Annotated in this window: 15 protein-coding genes; 4 read left to right on the top strand and 11 right to left on the bottom strand. The window is 53.4% G+C overall.

The window, feature by feature from the left end; genetic code table 11:
• Window positions 1-215: 215 nt before the first annotated feature.
• The 8 genes from ACUN8H_RS02800 to ACUN8H_RS02765 form a co-directional block, all read right to left on the bottom strand.
• Window positions 216-710, bottom strand: a complete 495-nt coding sequence (locus ACUN8H_RS02800) for a GNAT family N-acetyltransferase (protein ID WP_445530644.1) — start codon at window positions 708-710, stop codon at window positions 216-218.
• Window positions 711-770: 60 nt separating this feature from the next.
• On the bottom strand, window positions 771-1,763 hold the full coding sequence (locus ACUN8H_RS02795) for an LLM class flavin-dependent oxidoreductase (protein WP_445530643.1): 993 nt from the start codon (window positions 1,761-1,763) through the stop codon (window positions 771-773).
• Between the two features lie 171 nt (window positions 1,764-1,934).
• The gene (locus tag ACUN8H_RS02790; protein ID WP_445530642.1) at window positions 1,935-2,618 is read right to left on the bottom strand and encodes an SDR family oxidoreductase; all 684 of its coding nucleotides are present in this window, start codon (window positions 2,616-2,618) and stop codon (window positions 1,935-1,937) included.
• Window positions 2,619-2,754: 136 nt separating this feature from the next.
• Complete coding sequence (locus ACUN8H_RS02785; protein WP_445530641.1) at window positions 2,755-4,023, bottom strand: nitrate- and nitrite sensing domain-containing protein; 1,269 nt, start codon at window positions 4,021-4,023, stop codon at window positions 2,755-2,757.
• A gap of 105 nt (window positions 4,024-4,128) precedes the next feature.
• Window positions 4,129-5,481: a NarK family nitrate/nitrite MFS transporter gene (locus ACUN8H_RS02780; protein WP_445530640.1), complete on the bottom strand. Its 1,353-nt coding sequence runs from the start codon at window positions 5,479-5,481 to the stop codon at window positions 4,129-4,131.
• A gap of 356 nt (window positions 5,482-5,837) precedes the next feature.
• Window positions 5,838-6,857, bottom strand: coding sequence for a patatin-like phospholipase family protein (locus ACUN8H_RS02775; RefSeq protein WP_445530639.1), 1,020 nt, complete (start codon window positions 6,855-6,857; stop codon window positions 5,838-5,840).
• A 202-nt stretch (window positions 6,858-7,059) separates the two neighbouring features.
• Complete coding sequence (locus tag ACUN8H_RS02770) at window positions 7,060-8,190, bottom strand: CZB domain-containing protein (RefSeq protein WP_445530638.1); 1,131 nt, start codon at window positions 8,188-8,190, stop codon at window positions 7,060-7,062.
• A 213-nt stretch (window positions 8,191-8,403) separates the two neighbouring features.
• Window positions 8,404-9,126: a murein L,D-transpeptidase catalytic domain family protein gene (locus ACUN8H_RS02765; protein WP_445530637.1), complete on the bottom strand. Its 723-nt coding sequence runs from the start codon at window positions 9,124-9,126 to the stop codon at window positions 8,404-8,406.
• 136 nt (window positions 9,127-9,262) lie between these two features.
• Here ACUN8H_RS02765 and ACUN8H_RS02760 point away from each other — a divergent pair, with 136 nt between their 5' ends.
• A complete protein-coding gene (locus tag ACUN8H_RS02760) occupies window positions 9,263-10,897 on the top strand; it encodes a L,D-transpeptidase family protein (protein WP_445530636.1) in 1,635 nt (544 codons plus the stop codon).
• Window positions 10,898-11,013: 116 nt separating this feature from the next.
• On the opposite strand, the gene ACUN8H_RS02755 is transcribed toward ACUN8H_RS02760, so the two are convergent.
• Window positions 11,014-12,741 (bottom strand): peptidoglycan DD-metalloendopeptidase family protein, encoded by a 1,728-nt coding sequence (locus ACUN8H_RS02755; protein ID WP_445530635.1) that lies wholly within the window; start codon window positions 12,739-12,741, stop codon window positions 11,014-11,016.
• Between the two features lie 436 nt (window positions 12,742-13,177).
• On the opposite strand from ACUN8H_RS02755, the gene ACUN8H_RS02750 reads away from it, so the two are divergent.
• Both ACUN8H_RS02750 and ACUN8H_RS02745 read left to right on the top strand, forming a co-directional pair.
• The gene (locus ACUN8H_RS02750) at window positions 13,178-14,101 is read left to right on the top strand and encodes a LysR family transcriptional regulator (RefSeq protein WP_445530634.1); all 924 of its coding nucleotides are present in this window, start codon (window positions 13,178-13,180) and stop codon (window positions 14,099-14,101) included.
• A 96-nt stretch (window positions 14,102-14,197) separates the two neighbouring features.
• The gene (locus ACUN8H_RS02745) at window positions 14,198-15,190 is read left to right on the top strand and encodes a glutathione S-transferase family protein (RefSeq protein ID WP_445530633.1); all 993 of its coding nucleotides are present in this window, start codon (window positions 14,198-14,200) and stop codon (window positions 15,188-15,190) included.
• A gap of 101 nt (window positions 15,191-15,291) precedes the next feature.
• Here ACUN8H_RS02745 and ACUN8H_RS02740 read toward each other — a convergent pair whose 3' ends face one another.
• Complete coding sequence (locus ACUN8H_RS02740; protein WP_445530632.1) at window positions 15,292-15,774, bottom strand: PRC-barrel domain-containing protein; 483 nt, start codon at window positions 15,772-15,774, stop codon at window positions 15,292-15,294.
• A 145-nt stretch (window positions 15,775-15,919) separates the two neighbouring features.
• Complete coding sequence (locus ACUN8H_RS02735; RefSeq protein WP_290696293.1) at window positions 15,920-16,117, bottom strand: CsbD family protein; 198 nt, start codon at window positions 16,115-16,117, stop codon at window positions 15,920-15,922.
• A gap of 271 nt (window positions 16,118-16,388) precedes the next feature.
• On the opposite strand from ACUN8H_RS02735, the gene ACUN8H_RS02730 reads away from it, so the two are divergent.
• Entirely contained in the window at window positions 16,389-16,577 is a 189-nt protein-coding gene (locus tag ACUN8H_RS02730; RefSeq protein ID WP_290696295.1) for a hypothetical protein, read from the top strand.
• Window positions 16,578-16,606 lie beyond the last annotated feature (29 nt).

The following is a 16,606-nucleotide window of genomic DNA, read 5'->3' as shown; positions in this document are numbered from 1 at the left end:
TTTACCGTGGGCTGAGTCGTGCTCGGGTGGTTAAGGCAATCAATGGATGCTTCTCAACCAAGCAATATAATTTATGTTAAGAGAATGACTTTACCGGAAAAGCTTTCAATATGCGCGGCGTTTGCTGAACTGAGAGGGCCAGAAAAAAGTTTTTGACACAGCAGCATGTCACCAAAATAATCAATCAATTGTATGAGGCTAACCTGTCCAAGTCGCTAGAGCGCCTTATACATGACGTGAGCGTCGACAAAACCAAAGCGTGCGTGACGGTAGGCATTTGGTACCGTGCCTACGATGCGAAACCCTAGCTTTTGCCATAAGGCCACCGCGATCTCGTTCGTTGCTACCACCGCGTTGTACTGCATCGCCTGAAAACTTAGCTCCCTTGCTTGTTTCTGTGAATGCTCACACATGGCACGTGCAACGCCTTTGCCGCGAGCCATTGGCGTTACCATGTAACCGCAGTTGCAAATGTGATCGCCGGGGCCAGCCGCATTGGCTTTGAGATAGTAAGCCCCCAGTAATTGGCCGCTTTCATCCTTGGCGACCCAACTGACCAAGGGCGTTGTACACCACAGTTGGTAGGCCGCGCCATAGCTGATATCAGGGGCTATAGCGTAGGTTTCCTGCGCCGCAACGACGGCTTGAAAGGTGGGCCAAAAAACGCTGAAATCCTTTTCTGTCATTGGCGCGAAGGTAATGTTTGTCATTCGTTTTGTTCCATTATCCTCGATTTTGGCCGTACCATGGCTTATACACTCGCTTTTCGTTTAGCGAACGACTTCTGCCACGATCTCGTAGCTGCGCAGACGGTCTGCATGATTATAAAAATCACTGTTAATCATTAACTCGTCAGCGCCAGTGCGGGCTTGGAACTCTTCAAGCGCTGCTTTCACAGTTTCCGGGCCGCCAATGATCGCCGCGCCTAAAAACTGGCTGACTTGCGCCTGTTCCATGGGAGACCAATCCAATTGTTCGACCGGCGGCTGAGACTGGGTGGGTTTGCCGCGAATTAGATTCAGGAATTTCTGCTGTGCGGTAGTGGCCAAATAGTGCGCCATCGCGTCGCTCTCTGCTGCTATAACGGGGAGGCCGACCATCGCATGGGGCTTGTCCAAGTGCTCGGAAGGGCGGAAATTGTCACGATACAAACGCAGGGCTTCAAACAAATAACCGGGCGCAAACTGGGCAGCAAACGCAAAGGGCAAGCCCAGTTTAGCTGCTAGCTGTGCGCTATAACCGCTAGAGCCCAGCAGCCAAATAGGCACATGAGTACCCTGGCCAGGCACGGCTTTTACTCGTTGCTGGGGCTCCGCATCGGCTAAGTAGCTACGCAGCTCGTTCAACAACTGCGGAAAATCATCGACGCCTGCATGGGCATTACGACGCATGGCCTGCATTGTGGCACCATCTGAGCCGGGTGCACGACCTAAACCCAAATCAATGCGACCCGGGTAGAGCGTTTCCAGGGTGCCGAACTGCTCGGCGATCACCAGCGGCGGGTGGTTTGGCAGCATAATGCCGCCACTGCCCACGCGAATGGTAGAGGTTTGCCCGGCAACGTGCCCAATCAGCACAGCGGTCGCCGCGCTGGCGATACCGGCAATATTATGATGCTCAGCCAGCCAGTAACGTGTATAGCCGAGTCGCTCGGTTAGCTGTGCCAGCGCAACACTGTCACGAAAAGTCTCAGCGGCGCTCCCGCCCTGGCGAATCGGTGCTAAATCCAGCACTGAAAGGGCAGTATTAGCGAATTGGCTCATGGGTCACCTGCAAATTAATTCGTGGGCACGCATAGAGTGAAAAATTACTTAGCGCGCTTGGTAATATCACGTAATGCGGTCAATGACCATGAATTACAAGGTCTGGTTCCGTGCGACAGGCCCGTGTTGGTTTCGGCTGTGTGAAAGCGATTAGGGTTTCGTTCACCTATTCTAAACGGGCGGTGTGGGGCGAATCAGGATTTCATTAACGTCCACATGGGCCGGTTGAGAAAGCGCGTATACCACGGCATTAGCAATATCGCGATCCTCTAATGCATAGTCGGGTGGCTCATTAAAGAAAGGCGTGGCGACCATGCCCGGCTCGATTAGGGTGACGCGCATGCCGGTACCACGCAGCTCTTCACGCAGATTGTAGCCAATTCCCGTGACGGCCCATTTTGTAGCGCTATACATGGAGCCTGGGATGGTCGTGCGCCCCGCTGCGGAACCGGTTAATAGCACATGCCCTTTGCGACGCTTAAGGGCGGGCAGGCAAGCTTGTATCGTGAGGCCGACACCGTAAATATTGGTAAGGATCATCTCGCGCCATGCTTCGTGATCTGCGTCACTAAACCCACCCGGTGAGCCGCCGCGCCCAGCATTGGCAAAGATCGCGTCCAAACGACCAAAGGTTTCAAGTGCATGCTCTACCATCGCCTGCTGCTGCTCTAGATTGGTGACATCCACCTCGCAGGCCAGCACGTTTTCGGGCCCCAGCTCATGAGCCAGTGCAGTAAGTTTTTCCTTCGAGCGGGCGGCCAATATCAGTTTGTAGCCTTCCCGAGCCGCCGCGCGGGCGGTGGCTGCGCCAATACCGCTGGATGCGCCGGTGATCAAAAGCACGCTGTCATGCATGGGTGCACTCCTTGCTTGTTTCATTAGTTAAGCCTTTAGCATGGCTAAGGTGATGGCATCCTGCAAACATCCCCTCGCCTGCGCGCTTTGGCTTTGCTAATGGAACGTTAGCGTGGACGTCCCTCTTATTTGCGTTTCAGTCTTTGCGTTTCAACATTGCTGAGAGGTCCAAGATAGCCTGGGCCATGTCTGCCATGCTTTTGCTTTGATCCATCGAGGTTTTACGCAGAAAGCGGTAGGCCTCTTCTTCGCTCATTTCCTGATGCGCCATGATCAGCCCTTTGGCGCGCTCGATGAGTTTGCGCTCTCGCAGCGCTTTGCGCGTATTTTCAAGCTCATCGCTCAGGCCCTGTAAGCGGCTAGCCTGCGCCTGGGTGAGTTCAATCAGCGAGCGCCCTAATGGCGAGGTGAGTGCGCTGGCCGTCAGGTCGCCGAGTGGCTGGGCGCCCGAGAGCGAGAGCAAATGTTCGCAGTGGGCGGGTGTCGAGCGGCAAGGGCCCGCTTTGGCTTTTTCCAAGGCATCTTCGGCCTGGGTGATTTTACGCTGGCAAAGCACGCTCAACTGAGTGATCAGTGCGTTCTCCACTGTTTTGATGGCGTCGAGACGCAGAGTGGTAAGCTCATACCAGGTTTCAGCCAACCGATCGGCTGCATTGCTTGATGAAGCTGGCGGTGCCGAGTGTCGCTGGCAGGCAATGTCGCGAAGGTGACAAATGCCGTCCAGAGTGCGTGGTGAAAGCTCTTTTCGCCACGCTTGCCGAGCCTCTGGCGTTGCAAACTCTACAAAGGTATCGAAACAGCGCTGCTGGTCGGCCACCAACTGATTGAGTAAATCACGGTGAGCCTCATCGAAATGGCCATGGGTAAAACCGTATGCACCACAGGCCCGCTCCTGCCCAGCCAGCTCTTTTCCTTGCATTAAGTGAAAAATGGCGACCAGCGTACGGGTGATGTCGGGGTCGATAGAAGTATCAGCCGCCTCGAAAACAATGGCCAGCAGGCCGCTGGTCAATTGATTAAAAGCTTGAGTGGCCGCATCGGGTGAAATGGCGAAAGTATCGATGGCCTCGCGGAGCGCGCCCAGCTCATCCAGGGCAGACCAAACGGCAGCAATTCGGCGCAGTAGCCGAGCGGCCGCCTGGGGGCGAGCCTCTTGGCTAAGCGCTTCCAGCCGTTGGCGCATGAGTGTTTCCGCCTGCTGGCTATGCTGCCGATAGGTGTTGCGGCGGGAGCTGAAGCGCTGGCCTTGAGAGGCTAAATAGATGGTGGACGCGCCCCGTTCACGTTGGAGCATATGAATAAAATGACTAATGTCGCCCACAATGTCGGCCGTGGTGGCAAGGTGAGTAAGGTTGTCGATATCGCAACGGATGGCGGTTAACAGCAGCTGCTGCGCTGAAGACATAATCATTTCCTTAATGGCTCGCCGCCTACCTTCAAACACTCCCATAATGCTTGCTAAAGGATAAAGGCGTCTGGGAGTGCCATTGTTGAGTTTATGAGCGCGTGTTTAGCGAAGCGACAGCGCACCTGCGCCTACGTCATCACCAACGGCGTCACGGTAAGCTTTCGCCTCTTCGGCTTCAGTTGCATCGCTAAAGCGTACCAGTAACACGCAAGAAGCCAGCACAAGTACGGTGAGGCCGAGGTAAAACAGCCCCTGCTGATAGCTTAAGCTTTCGCTACGAAATAAGAAGGCAGCGCCGACTGCGCCAACGTTACCGCCAGCACCGACAATGCCAGCAACGGCCCCGAGCGCTTTTTTATTGATAAAAGGAACAATGCCGTAGGTGGCCCCTTCCGCCATCTGCACAAACAGACTAAATACCAACATGATGCCAATCGCGAGGCTGAGTACGTGCATCTGCGAGAACGCCACCAGCGCAATCCCTTCGCAAATCAAGGCAATAAACAGCCAGCGAACGCGTCCCTTCAGGCCACCTTGTTTAGCGAAAAGATCCGAGAAAACGCCGCCTAACGTACGCGCAAAAATATTCATCAAACCAAATAGACCGGCAATCAGACCTGCGGTGGCCAAGGTAAGGTCAAACTTATCGAAAAAGTAGATGGCGGCAATGTTATTGATCGTTAGCTCAACCCCAAAGCAGAGGCCGTACACCACAAACAGCGCCCACACCCGGATATCTTTGGCGGCGGCGAGGAAGCTATGCTTTGCGCCATTTTCGCCATTGGCTTCGGGCAGCTCGCCGCGTGCGCGCAGCTCACTGAAATTGCCGTTGGGCGCATCTTGGGTAAAGAACCAGTAACCGATGCCGGTAAAGAACATCACCACACCAGGCACCATCATCGCTAAACGCCACCCAAAGGCTTCGTTGACACCCAGCATTAGCATGCCTGAAAAAATCAGCGGCATGAGTATTTGGGTGGTGCCGCCGCCTAAATTCCCCCAGCCCGCACTGGTCGCGTTGGCTGTGCCGACCACATTGGGGGCGAACATCATGGACGTATGGTATTGGGTGATCACAAAGGAGGCGCCAATCGCGCCAATGGCTAAGCGCGCTAATAGAAACGTTTCAAAGCTATCGGCCAAGCCAATCCCCATGACTGGGATAGCCCCTAATAGCAGCAGACCAGTGTAAGTTTTACGCGGCCCAATGCGGTCGCACAGCACGCCAATCGCCAAGCGGACAATAACGGTGATCGCCACCGAGGCGATAATGGTGTTGCCGATTTGCGTTTGCGTCAGCGAGAGATCTTCGCGGACTATCGCCATCAGGGGGGCGATGCCAAACCAGCCGAAGAAACAGATATGAAACGCGAACCATGAGAAATGGAAAGCGCGCATTTGGGGAGTCGAAAAGTTGAAGAGCCGAATGCGGTTGGCTTTGTTGCGTATGTCCATGGGATGGCCTCACGGGGCATAAAACGAGTTGATCGCAACGCAACGCATTTAGCGCGTCGCGCAAACAATTGACGAGAACATGCCTTCACCATTGAAGGTCAGGTTCGACGCACTCGTACCCACTTGGGCCTGGTCCACGCCTACCATCACTGGTAGGCATTATGCAGATACTTTGCCAGTTGAATTTTTATGTCAAAAAATCAGACGCTTAATTTTATATTGGCCAATGGCTAGTCAAAAAATCGCGGCGCACGTGCTGCATCATTGGGCATGTCACGCTTTTGTTGCCGCATCTTGGTGCTTTCAAAACGAGCTGAGCGCTGCGCTCATTGTCTAGTCATTAGGCGAACAGGCCGTTACTCATTTAAATAGACGGCGTCTATATCCAGCGTTGAGTATTCACCAATGGCATCAAAATGGTCACTCAGCCAGCGCTCCGCAGCCGCCTGACCCTGTTCGAACAGATGGCATAAGAAAGGCCACTCGGAATTGGACTTACTAGAGACAGACAGCCCCTCCAGCGCTAGCTCACCGCTAATACGGTGAAACAGCGCCTGCTGATAGCAGTTTTCGATACCTTGCTCATCCAGCGCGTGTTTAAGCAGGGCGATCATACGAATTTCTTTAATCAGTGCCGAATTAAAGGTGATCTCGTTAAGGCGATTCATAATGGCTGTCGCCGAGGTGGGCACTTCATGACGGCTAATCGGATTAATTTGGATCAGTAGGATATCGCGTGCGCTGCACTCTTCCATCAGAGGAAAGAGCGCTGGATTGCCCATATAGCCACCATCCCAATACGCTTCGCCGTCGATTTTGACCGCTTGGAACATAAAGGGTAGACAGGCAGACGCCATGACGGCATCAACGTTCATCTCTTCACGACGGAACACACGCTGTTTACCGGTGCGTACATTGGTCGCCGCTACGAACAGCTTGAGCTGTTCACATTTGCGAACCCGCTCGAAATCGATATGGTTTGCCACGATATCACGCAGCGGATTGATGTTGAGCGGATTGAGTTGGTAGGGCGAAGCCACTCGGCTTAATAGATCCATGGCAATGAAACCGGGGGAGTGATCCATACTCCAGTTGCCGGTCAAGATATCCAACGGTGAGCGGCGAATGGGGCTGGCCATTCCGGCGCGGCTGACTGCTCGCCAAAAGTCGTGCAGTGCCTGGCGCGCGGTTTCTTTATCACCTCGGGTTAGCGCATCAGCCATGACAACGCCATTCATGGCGCCGGCGCTGGTGCCGCTGATACCCTCAATTTCAATGCGATCATCCGCCAAGAGGCGGTCAATGACCCCCCACGTATAGGCGCCGTGAGCGCCACCGCCTTGTAACGCGAGATCGAGTTTTTTGACCTGTGCCATCGGCTTTATCCCGTTGCGACTGGTGAGGAAGAAACTTCCCATTTACCCAGCATGGCATAGGCAGCTTTAGAAAACGAAGTGCGATTTAGCAGTTCACTGCAATAATGGCGCTCAAACGACCAGCTACTGGCAGGGCTCTTGGCGGGGTTATCATTACACCGGGCAATAGGTAATGGCTTAGCCTAACATTACCTTTCACACCCTACGGCGCGCCGGCTAGCGGTGAACGGTGGCTGGTGGAGTAGGGCGCCTCGAACATGGCGTGCTCCATTAAGTTATCAAGCTGATGCGCTAGCTGCTGACTGGCTTCTTCCATGACGCCTAACGCTGCCAATTGACCATTGCGATCCCCCAGGCAGGCAAACTTTAGCGCTTCAGCTCCGCTTTCATGCATGCGGCGGTGCGGTGCAGTTAATGCTCGGAAAGCCTCAGTGCGCACATAGCGCTGGTAACCCTCACCCTGCTGGTGCCAACGCCCTAAGCGGCATTGGTGGTGATCTTCCAGAGGTGTATCGGTGTTGGCAGATAAAAGCTGCTTATAGAGCCGACATTTCCACACCGCATGGTCAAGCTTGGCGGAGTGTAAAAATGCAGCGGTAGCGCTGTGATGGATTACCTTGTGCATATGCTGCGTTTGATCTGTTAACCGGTGCAATGCATGCTTTGCTGTTAGTGCGTTTTGGGCAGTCTCCTCGTCGGTTTGGTGTTTTTTGACCACTGCTTGCGAGTGGGTTCTAACCTGGCTATTGACTTGCTCCATTAGCAGGCTGAGTTGATGGCTGATTTGCTGCATATCAAGCGCTAGCCGATGAACGTCATCGGCAATAGCGGCTAATCCTGGCGACTGTTGTTTGGCTGCATCATCACTGCTCAGTAGCCCTTGGCTATGGGCCGTTTCAAGCGCAGTGCTTACGGCCAGTGATTGCGCGTGGCCCGCATTGCGCGCGAGGGTGATTTGCAGTTGGCTTAGCGCGTGCAGGGTTTTCGCTAACACTAACGGCGAGGTGGGGAGCGCTTCAGCATACTCGGGGTCATGGCAGCGTTGGGCAAGGGTATCAATAGCCTGCTCGGCAGCGGCGATGAGATCAAACGTTTCTGTCAGAGTAGCGCGCTCACCGGCCAGTTGGTCGGCATAGGCTTCAAGACCTTTATTGAGAGACGTGAGCATATCTGCCCCTCTCGCTTGCAGCATACCGATCGATTGCGAGGGTTTCATTAGATTGAGCAGGCGGCAACTGGGAGAAGGCGTCGCCGCTTCAAGCTGCGCACGCAAGTCGGCGACTTCCTGTTCCAGGCGGCGAATTTTCTGAAAGGGGTGCATAAAGGTGAACATGGCAGAGACACCTACGGCATATTGCAACAATTTGTGTTGATTTGTCACGAAGTATTGCAGAGAGTTCCCCTGTACGCCTGTTTTAGCGGCATCGAATGATTAAAATCAGCCATCAACGGGGTTCGAGGATGAGGTTGTTAACGCTCCCGACTATTACAAGTGTAGATAAGCACGCGGCTTAATCGCTAGAAATTTGGATAACGTTAGTTAACATTAACGGCGGGCAAGTTGGGCTACGGTACCCGTACAGCCTAGAAATGCTGAGGTCGCCAGCCACTCGGCATCAGGATAGTACGCGAACACATACTGATCCTCTTTAAGGCTATCGATCAGCGGATAAGTCACTTCTTCCCTTACCGCCGGGCAGCCATGGCTGCGCCCCAGCCTGCCCGTTTGGGTAATGAACGCGTCACTTACGTAATCGGCTCCATGTATCACAATGGCGCGCTCAAACGCTAAGTCGTTCACGTTAGGTTCCAGGCCCTCCAGGCGCAGTGAGTAACCGTTGCGGCCGTAGTAGCTGTTCATGGTACGAAACAGGCCAATGCTGGATTGGTGGCTGTTGGGGGTATTGGAAAACGTCTCTGCCTTAGCATCGCCAGAGCCTTGACCGTGAGAAACAAGCTCTTCGAAAAGCAGCTTATGCTGATGTAGGTCAAACACCCATAACCGCGGCTCGGTAGAAGGCAGTGAGTAATCGATCACTGCGAGTCGCTCGGCATTGGGTTCTGCACAGTTAAGTGCTTGGGCGGCTAAACGCAAAGCTGCAGGCGTTGCCTGTGGGGCTAGCTGCTGTAATTGATGGTGCAAGGGCTGCACACCACGAGGCGGTGTCGAAGCCACTTGAGCAAAGAAACTGGCGGCATGAACGGGTAATGTAAATAATAGTGAAGACATAGAAAAGAGTAACGTGGCAAGATTCAATCGAAGGGGCATATAAAACGATCCCGCATTAATAATAAATTATGATGAAGAGTCGCCCGCCAAGATGAAAAAAACGAGGTCGGCGGGTGTGGAAGACCACAGTTGGAAGACCACAGTTGGAAGACAATAGTAACGCAAGGAGAGGGCGATGAACGAGATGCAGCCACTAAGACGATGGGCGATAGGTACCGCGCTGTGTCTAACGCTTACCTACGGCCCTTTAAGTAGCAGCCCTGTCTATGCGAACTCAGCACCCTTACAACAAGCGTTGACACAACAGATAAGCGCATTAGAAGCGCAGCCGCTTCCCATTGCTGAGTTTTATCAGTTGCATGATGACCAGCCTGCTTGGCAGACAACCGCAGCGGTTGAAGCATTGGTGGCGGCGCTCAACGGCCTGGAAACCGATGGCTTGGTGCCCGCGGACTATCGTGCGGATTCACTGCTTAGCGAGTTTCAGCGTAGCCAGGCCGCCGGTGAGGCAGCCCAGGCTGCTTTTGACATCCAGGCCACTCGCTCGCTATTGCTGGCGCTGGATCATTTGCAGCGCGGCAAGGTAAACCCACGTGACGTCGAACCCCGCTGGGATGCACCACGGACTGAAACCAGCTATTCGTTGTTGCGGGTTGTGCATGCGGTTGAAGATCGCAACATCGATAATGCCATTGCACTGGCTAGGCCCACCTCCTCGGAATATCAGCAGTTACGTGATGCCTTGAAACTGCATTATCAGTTGGCCAACCTGGGTAGCGTGCCGTATCTGGATGCGCGGGAGGCATCACTTCGGCCAGGCGACGAGGCTGATGATGTTGTCGTCCTGCGTCAGCGCTTGGCATTGTGGGGGGAAGCGGACTTGTTAGCCGCCGACAGTAGCGCGTACCCACGCATTGGTGTTCAGACGACGTCCAATCGACGGGCGTTTGACGCCCCGCTTGAATCTGCCGTGAAGCGTTTCCAGCGCCTCCACTTACTCCAGGAAGATGGCGTGGTAGGGGAGCAAACGCGGCAAGCACTGAATACTTCAGTGGCGTCCCGAATTGATCAACTTCGCGTTAATTTAGAGCGCGCCCGGTGGATTCGCCCTATGCAGTCTGCCGAGCCACGGGTATGGGTCGATATTGCCGGCTACCGAATGCACTATATGCGGCCCAATGGTCAGCATTGGGATGCCCGCGTGGTGGTGGGTTCTCCGCGCCGTGAAACGCCCATCATCCATTCGACCATTAGCCATTTGACGATCAATCCCTCCTGGACCATTCCGCCCACCATTATGCGCGAGGACGTATTGCCTCGCGTTAGGACCGATATCGATTACTTGGCGCGTCAAAATATTAGCGTCATTAGCCCTTCCGGCGAGCCGCTTGTGGCAGAAGAGATCGATTGGCAGCGCCCAGGCAACGTGATGTTGCGCCAAGTGGCAGGCGCTGGTAACCCACTCGGTCAGGTAGTGGTGCGGTTTCCCAATAATGACATGATTTATTTGCACGATACCCCTGCGCGAGGGCTATTTCAGCGTAGCCAGCGGGCACTCAGCTCAGGCTGCGTTCGGGTAGAAGGGGTGGCTGAGCTTGCCCAGCTATTGCTGCAAGATACGGGCAGTCATTATCAATTTAATAAGCTGTTAAGCGGCGGGAATGACCGCAACGTGAATTTGACTCAGCGTATTCCTATCGCGCTGCACTATCTAACTGCTTGGCCAAATGCACGGGGGGAGGTGGAGTTTAGACCAGATATCTACCACCGTGATGCAGTGCTGCTAGCTGCATTACAGCGTTCTGCTTAGCAAGGGCCATTAACCCGGTGCTTTAATGGTTAGCCACCAGTAAGAGAAATAGCTTTCACCAACGCAAAGCACCGCCCTTTGGGGCGGTGCTTTGTAGTCTTGAGCCATCACTCAGCTTAGTCGTCGCTGTCCTGTTGGTAGGTTGCAACGCTAACCGGGCCTGTCTCGCCACTTTCCAAGGTAGCCAGGATAGGCGCGGCTTGGCTCTTGAAGGCAATCAACGTATCGCCGCTTAAGCTGGTGTTTTCAGGCAGTGCAACGGTCATCGCGTTGACCGGTGAGTTATTGACGATGACTTCGTAGTGAAGATGGGGGCCAGTACTGCGCCCGGTGTTGCCAGACAGCGCAATACGTTCACCCATGGTCACGCGCTCGCCCTGGCTAACCAGTGGGCGTGAGAGGTGAAGGTAGCGGGTGCGGTAGCCATTATCGTGGCGCACAACGATATAACGCCCAGCAGCATGATGGTTGCTGACACGCTCAACGACGCCATTGGCAGGCGATGTGACAGGTGTGCCAATCGGCATGGCAAAGTCAGTGCCATTATGCGGGCTAACGCGTCCCGTTACCGGATGCTTACGGCGTGGATTGAAATTCGAGCTTAAGCGGTAGCTGCCGTCAAAGGGGTGGCGTGCAAACGCAGGATCCAGGCTGCCGCCCTCAGGCGTATAAAAGTTATCGTCGGTGGCGTTACGTACCACGGTGAGGTCCATGCGCTCGCCATCGTAGTGTACCGCCAATACCCGTGAATCCAGTGTTTCACCGTCGATCATGTCTGACTCGACGAGCACTTGGAAGCGGTCACCACGGCGGCTATCACGCCGAAAATCGAGTTTTTTCTCAAGTAGCTTCGTCAGTTCCGTGACCGAGCCGCTGTTGAGGCCGGTTGCCTGGGCTGAGCGTGCGAAACTACCGCTGACGCTACCCGCGTAAAGGCGCTGAACAGGCTCGCCCTGACGCTCAATAGTAGTGACGGCGAAATGCTCTGCATCTTTCTCCAACAAAATGCCATCGCGGGTATTTTTCATCATCCGCAGTGACAACAAACGCCCATCTTCATCCAACTGATAATCAAAGCTATGCCCTGCACGCCAGTTGGTTAATATGCGTTGGTCGGGTAAATCCTCAAGTAGGGTCAGTACTTCGCTGTACCCCAGGCCTAATTCATTTTGTGCCAGCACCGCGAACGTTTCGCCAGCTTCGACAATGTGGGTTTCCCATTCAGGCACAAAGGGCTCTTCAGCCGCCAGCTCTAGATCCAAAAATGAGATGTCGTCGAATAGCTCAACGCCATAATCTTCGTAGGAAGTGGCATCGGCAATTTCAACGGAGGAAGCATCGTCCACATCCAGCATGCCGCTAGAAAGGGTGCCAAGCACAATCGCCATATGCAGCGCGCCGTCATCTAGCTTAGCGCTACTTAACATGGCGTTGTTTAATGCAGGAATGTTCACGGCTGCCGCGTTCAATACCGTCACTTCGCCGTCCAGGGCACTTTGTCCTGCCATATCGGCTTTTGCGCTTGAAATGACGTTCATATCGAGATCGACGATCTCGGTAGCCGTTAGCTCGCTAAGGGGGATATTTTCGCGGGTGGCATCGAGGGCGCGGGAGGCGCGGTCGATCGCATCAGCCACCGGGGTGCGCTCTTGACGCAGCGAAGGAACACCTGGGGCAGAATCGCTAGGAAGCGGTACCAGCACGCTTTCAAGCGGTGTGTGTGTTTGGTTTATATCGTGATATGTCGTCAGTAACTTCTGTGTGCCCAGCACAGTGACCATTGTGGCCACGGGTAACAGTAATAATTTGTGCGTGCGGGGCAGCGAATGGAGGATTCGCAACATGGGTAAATAGACCGCCGAGTTCGTGATTAAAAGCAACAATTAAGCGCATAAACCCGGAAACCATACCCCATGAGGGAAGGGGTGCCTAGACTGTATGTCTATACATAAAATTTAATTAAATAGAATAATGGGCGTAATAGACAATTATTATGATTTATAAACACCGTTTGCTAAGAAATGTAACAGACAAAGCAGGCTAACTAAATAAGCTATATTCATCATAGACGAAAACTGTTTTTTATAAAGTAAAAATATAACAAACGTCTAAAGTTTATCTGGTCGCTCAGCAGTAGTGTGCTTTTGGAAAGCGTATTTTCTAATCCTAACAGGCTTTTTATACGCATAGGCGGAACTGTCGTTCGTTTCCTGGCATTCTAGACATGTTTTTTCGAATAATAAGCGCATTGTTTCGCTGTATTGCGTTGAGGAAATCGAAATGTCCCGGGTAACACTTTCACAATGGCAAATGTTAGCCGCCGTGGTTGACCATGGTGGGTTTGCACGTGCGGCTGAAGCCGTTCATAAAAGCCCATCGACGCTGAACCATGCCGTGCATAAATTGGAAGAGCAGCTAGGGGTACAGGTGCTGGAGCCAGTAGGCCGCCAAGTACGCTTAACGGAAGCCGGAGAATTGCTGCTTCGCCGTGCTCGCCAGTTAATTGAAAGCGCTGCCTCGCTTGAAGATGTGGCGACGCGACTGGCCGCTGGTCTAGAAGCGGAAATCGTGGTGGCCATCGACCAGATTTTTCCCGCCGCCGCCCAAGCCAAAGCGCTGGAGCGCTTTTCTGAAACGTATCCCCAAGTGCGTGTTCAGCTACACGAAAGTGTGCTCAATGGCGGCATTGAAATGCTCTACGATGGTCGTGCAGACTTGGTGGTTTCTGGTATTGAGGCGCAAGGTTTTTTGGGCGAGCCGCTGGTGACGGTGCGCTTTATTGCGGTCGCCCATCCTCAGCATGCCCTGCATCAACTAGGCCGCTCACTGGATTTGCGTGATTTGGCGCAACATCGCCAGTTGGTGGTACGGGATTCCGCGCTTCGCCAATCCACTAACTCAGGCTGGTTGAAAGCTGAGCAGCGTTGGACCGTCACCCACCTGAACACATCGTTGGATATGCTGCGTCGTGGGTTGGGGTTTGCATGGATGCCTGAAACCCGTATCGGTGAAGAGCTAAAAAACGGCCAGTTAAAGGTACTACCGCTGCCATCGGGTGGTGTTCGCGAAGTGCCCATTCAACTGATATTTCGTGATCGTGACCGTGCAGGGCCAGCGGCGCATGCGATGGCCGCCGCGTTAAAACAAGCGGTCATCAGCGAGTGCGCGCAGCATGATTCGACTCTCTCGAATGAAAGACCGTAAAACATCCGCTTGAGCATCCTTCAGGCGGGCGTATGCTGAAAAAATGATAGCGGCATCAAGCCAAGCCATTCATGGAAATTTTTCAGGAGACGCCCTATGGGATTACTCGTCAACGGCGAATGGAAAGACCAGTGGTACGACACTAAAAAACACGGCGGCGAGTTTGTCCGTGAGTCCGCGCAGCTGCGCGATTGGGTAGGCGCTCAGCCAGAGACGGAGGGCGATTGCTACCCGGCAGAAGAAGGCCGCTACCATCTATACGTGTCGTTGGCGTGCCCCTGGGCACACCGAACCTTGATCATGCGTAAACTGAAAGGGCTGGAGCCGTTGATGGGCACCTCCCACGTTAGCCCGCTGATGCTCGATCAAGGTTGGACCTACTGTCAGGATGAAGGCGCCAGCGGCGATCCGATCAATGGCGTGGACTTCCACCATCAGCTGTATACTAAAACCGACCCGCACTATACCGGCCGTGTGACGGTGCCCGTGCTCTGGGACAAGCAGCGTAGCGCTATTGTCAATAATGAGTCTGCCGATCTGCTGCGTATGTTCAACCATGCGTTTGATGAGCTCACCGGCAATGACCTGGACTTTTACCCTGACGACTTGCGTAGCGTGATCGATGAGGTCAACGCCGATGTCTACGACCACATTAATAACGGTGTTTATAAAACGGGCTTTGCGACCGAGCAGGCGGTTTATGAAAAACACGTTAAGGCCCTGTTTGACGCCTTGGATCGGATGGAGGCACGTCTGGCAGAGCAGCGCTATTTAGCTGGCGAGTGGTTGACCGAGGCAGATATTCGTCTATTTACCACATTGATACGTTTTGATGCGGTGTATTACGGCCATTTCAAATGCAATTTCAAGCGTATTGAAGATTACCCCCATCTGTCGAATTACGTGCGTGAAATCTACCAGTGGCCCGGTGTGGCTGAAACCGTCAACATGGATCATATCAAGCGCCACTACTACTATAGCCACGATACGATCAACCCTACTCGTATCGTGCCTGCTGGCCCGCTACTCGATTTTGGACGTCCTCATGACCGAGAGCGCTTACCCGGTCAAGGAGTACGTCGCCGCTAAGCGAATGACTAACGCAAGAAGGGCCGCCCATTGGGCGGCCCTTCTAGTTCCTTACATGCCAAGCGGGTATATACACCAAGTTGGCATAAAGGCTTAAGCGCTTACTCGTCGGCGTTAACTGCTTCGCGAGTATTTTGCCATGCACTCTGAGCGCCTTCTTGGGTGGTTTCCCACGCGTCACGTGCGTTGGCTTTAGTCTGCTCCCACCAGTCGTTGTTATAGGCAGGGAAGGCTTCTACTTCTTCCTGGCTAGCTTCGACCATGATGCGATGCTCGGTATCACCGTCTTCTTCTGTATCGGTTTCCAGCGTGAAGTAATCGGTATCTACCACGATTTCACGACCGCCTAGTCCAAGCACGGAACCACTTTCGATAACAATGGCACTGATGCGCATCTCTTCATCGAACAAGATGTCGTCAACGTCACCAATTTCTGCACCGGAACCGCCGGCGAAGTATACCTCTGCATCGAGAATGTCATCGGCAGAATACATGCCTTGAGGCTCATTTTGAGCGTGAGCGCTCATAGCGAAGATTCCCAGTAGGGCTGTACCGATTGCTGTTGTCAGAATTGTCTTACGCATAGCATCTCTCCATGTGGCTACGATAACGAGTAGGCCGAGTCATCCATAGATGAATGAGTTATGTTTGCCTACTTAGTAACGAAGATAGTAAATGTAACGAAGATAGTAAATGTGACTGGTACGTAAAGGGCTGCTTATTAGGACGTTATTGCTGATCAGCCCACTCATCAGCTCTGCGTTCGGCTTCTTCGCGCTCAAGGCCATACTTTTGCTGAAGCTTGCCGACCAATTCGTCTTTTTTACCACCGATCTGATCCAGCTCATCGTCGGTTAGGTCGCCCCAACTAGAACGTGCTTTCCCTTTCATTTCTGTCCATTTGCCTTCGATCTGATCCCAGTTCATCGTTTCGCTCCTTGAGAGTAGTGAACTTGTTTAGGCATTTATTAGGTTAGACGAAATTTGCACAAGTGCAAGCCATTGATTCAGTGTGGTGTAAGTTAAAAAGGGCTGGTCAGAAATAAAATGTAATGTTAGGATGCGCGCTCCTCGCATGTGCTGACCCCTCCATCACGACGGTAAGCGTACATTTGCATAATTATTAACGCGTAGTGATTAATCAAAACGCAGTGGTTAATAGTTATTAGCAGTATCGCTTGCGGGAACATCTTGCCAATTGCTGGATGTTCATTGCTGTGAAGATGGCGCGCCTCCAGTATTTCACCACACGGGTGAAATCGGCGCAGAAGGTCGCCACAACGGCTGGCCCGCAAATGCGGTGTTTGCCAACCGGATGCTAGGTGCGACCGGCGTCTCCGACTCCATTGATGGCTATGACCGCTTCGGCGGTGCCTGTTTTCGATAACGACCATTTGATTGGCGTTTTTGCGATAA

Source organism: Vreelandella sp. V005 (assembly GCF_052645115.1).
This window is presented reverse-complemented; position numbering and strand designations above follow the sequence as displayed.

What these genes read in the sequence shown, in the direction of transcription:
- ACUN8H_RS02735 (WP_290696293.1), bottom strand. Translation starts at nt 16,117, where the DNA reads ATGAACTGGGATCAGATCGAAGGCAAATGGACAGAAATGAAAGGGAAA.
- ACUN8H_RS02760 (WP_445530636.1), top strand. Translation starts at nt 9,263, where the DNA reads ATGAACGAGATGCAGCCACTAAGACGATGGGCGATAGGTACCGCGCTG.
- ACUN8H_RS02800 (WP_445530644.1), bottom strand. Translation starts at nt 710, where the DNA reads ATGACAAACATTACCTTCGCGCCAATGACAGAAAAGGATTTCAGCGTT.
- ACUN8H_RS02765 (WP_445530637.1), bottom strand. Translation starts at nt 9,126, where the DNA reads ATGCCCCTTCGATTGAATCTTGCCACGTTACTCTTTTCTATGTCTTCA.
- ACUN8H_RS02750 (WP_445530634.1), top strand. Translation starts at nt 13,178, where the DNA reads ATGTCCCGGGTAACACTTTCACAATGGCAAATGTTAGCCGCCGTGGTT.
- ACUN8H_RS02780 (WP_445530640.1), bottom strand. Translation starts at nt 5,481, where the DNA reads ATGGACATACGCAACAAAGCCAACCGCATTCGGCTCTTCAACTTTTCG.
- ACUN8H_RS02785 (WP_445530641.1), bottom strand. Translation starts at nt 4,023, where the DNA reads ATGTCTTCAGCGCAGCAGCTGCTGTTAACCGCCATCCGTTGCGATATC.
- ACUN8H_RS02790 (WP_445530642.1), bottom strand. Translation starts at nt 2,618, where the DNA reads ATGCATGACAGCGTGCTTTTGATCACCGGCGCATCCAGCGGTATTGGC.
- ACUN8H_RS02775 (WP_445530639.1), bottom strand. Translation starts at nt 6,857, where the DNA reads ATGGCACAGGTCAAAAAACTCGATCTCGCGTTACAAGGCGGTGGCGCT.
- ACUN8H_RS02755 (WP_445530635.1), bottom strand. Translation starts at nt 12,741, where the DNA reads ATGTTGCGAATCCTCCATTCGCTGCCCCGCACGCACAAATTATTACTG.
- ACUN8H_RS02795 (WP_445530643.1), bottom strand. Translation starts at nt 1,763, where the DNA reads ATGAGCCAATTCGCTAATACTGCCCTTTCAGTGCTGGATTTAGCACCG.
- ACUN8H_RS02745 (WP_445530633.1), top strand. Translation starts at nt 14,198, where the DNA reads ATGGGATTACTCGTCAACGGCGAATGGAAAGACCAGTGGTACGACACT.
- ACUN8H_RS02740 (WP_445530632.1), bottom strand. Translation starts at nt 15,774, where the DNA reads ATGCGTAAGACAATTCTGACAACAGCAATCGGTACAGCCCTACTGGGA.
- ACUN8H_RS02770 (WP_445530638.1), bottom strand. Translation starts at nt 8,190, where the DNA reads ATGTTCACCTTTATGCACCCCTTTCAGAAAATTCGCCGCCTGGAACAG.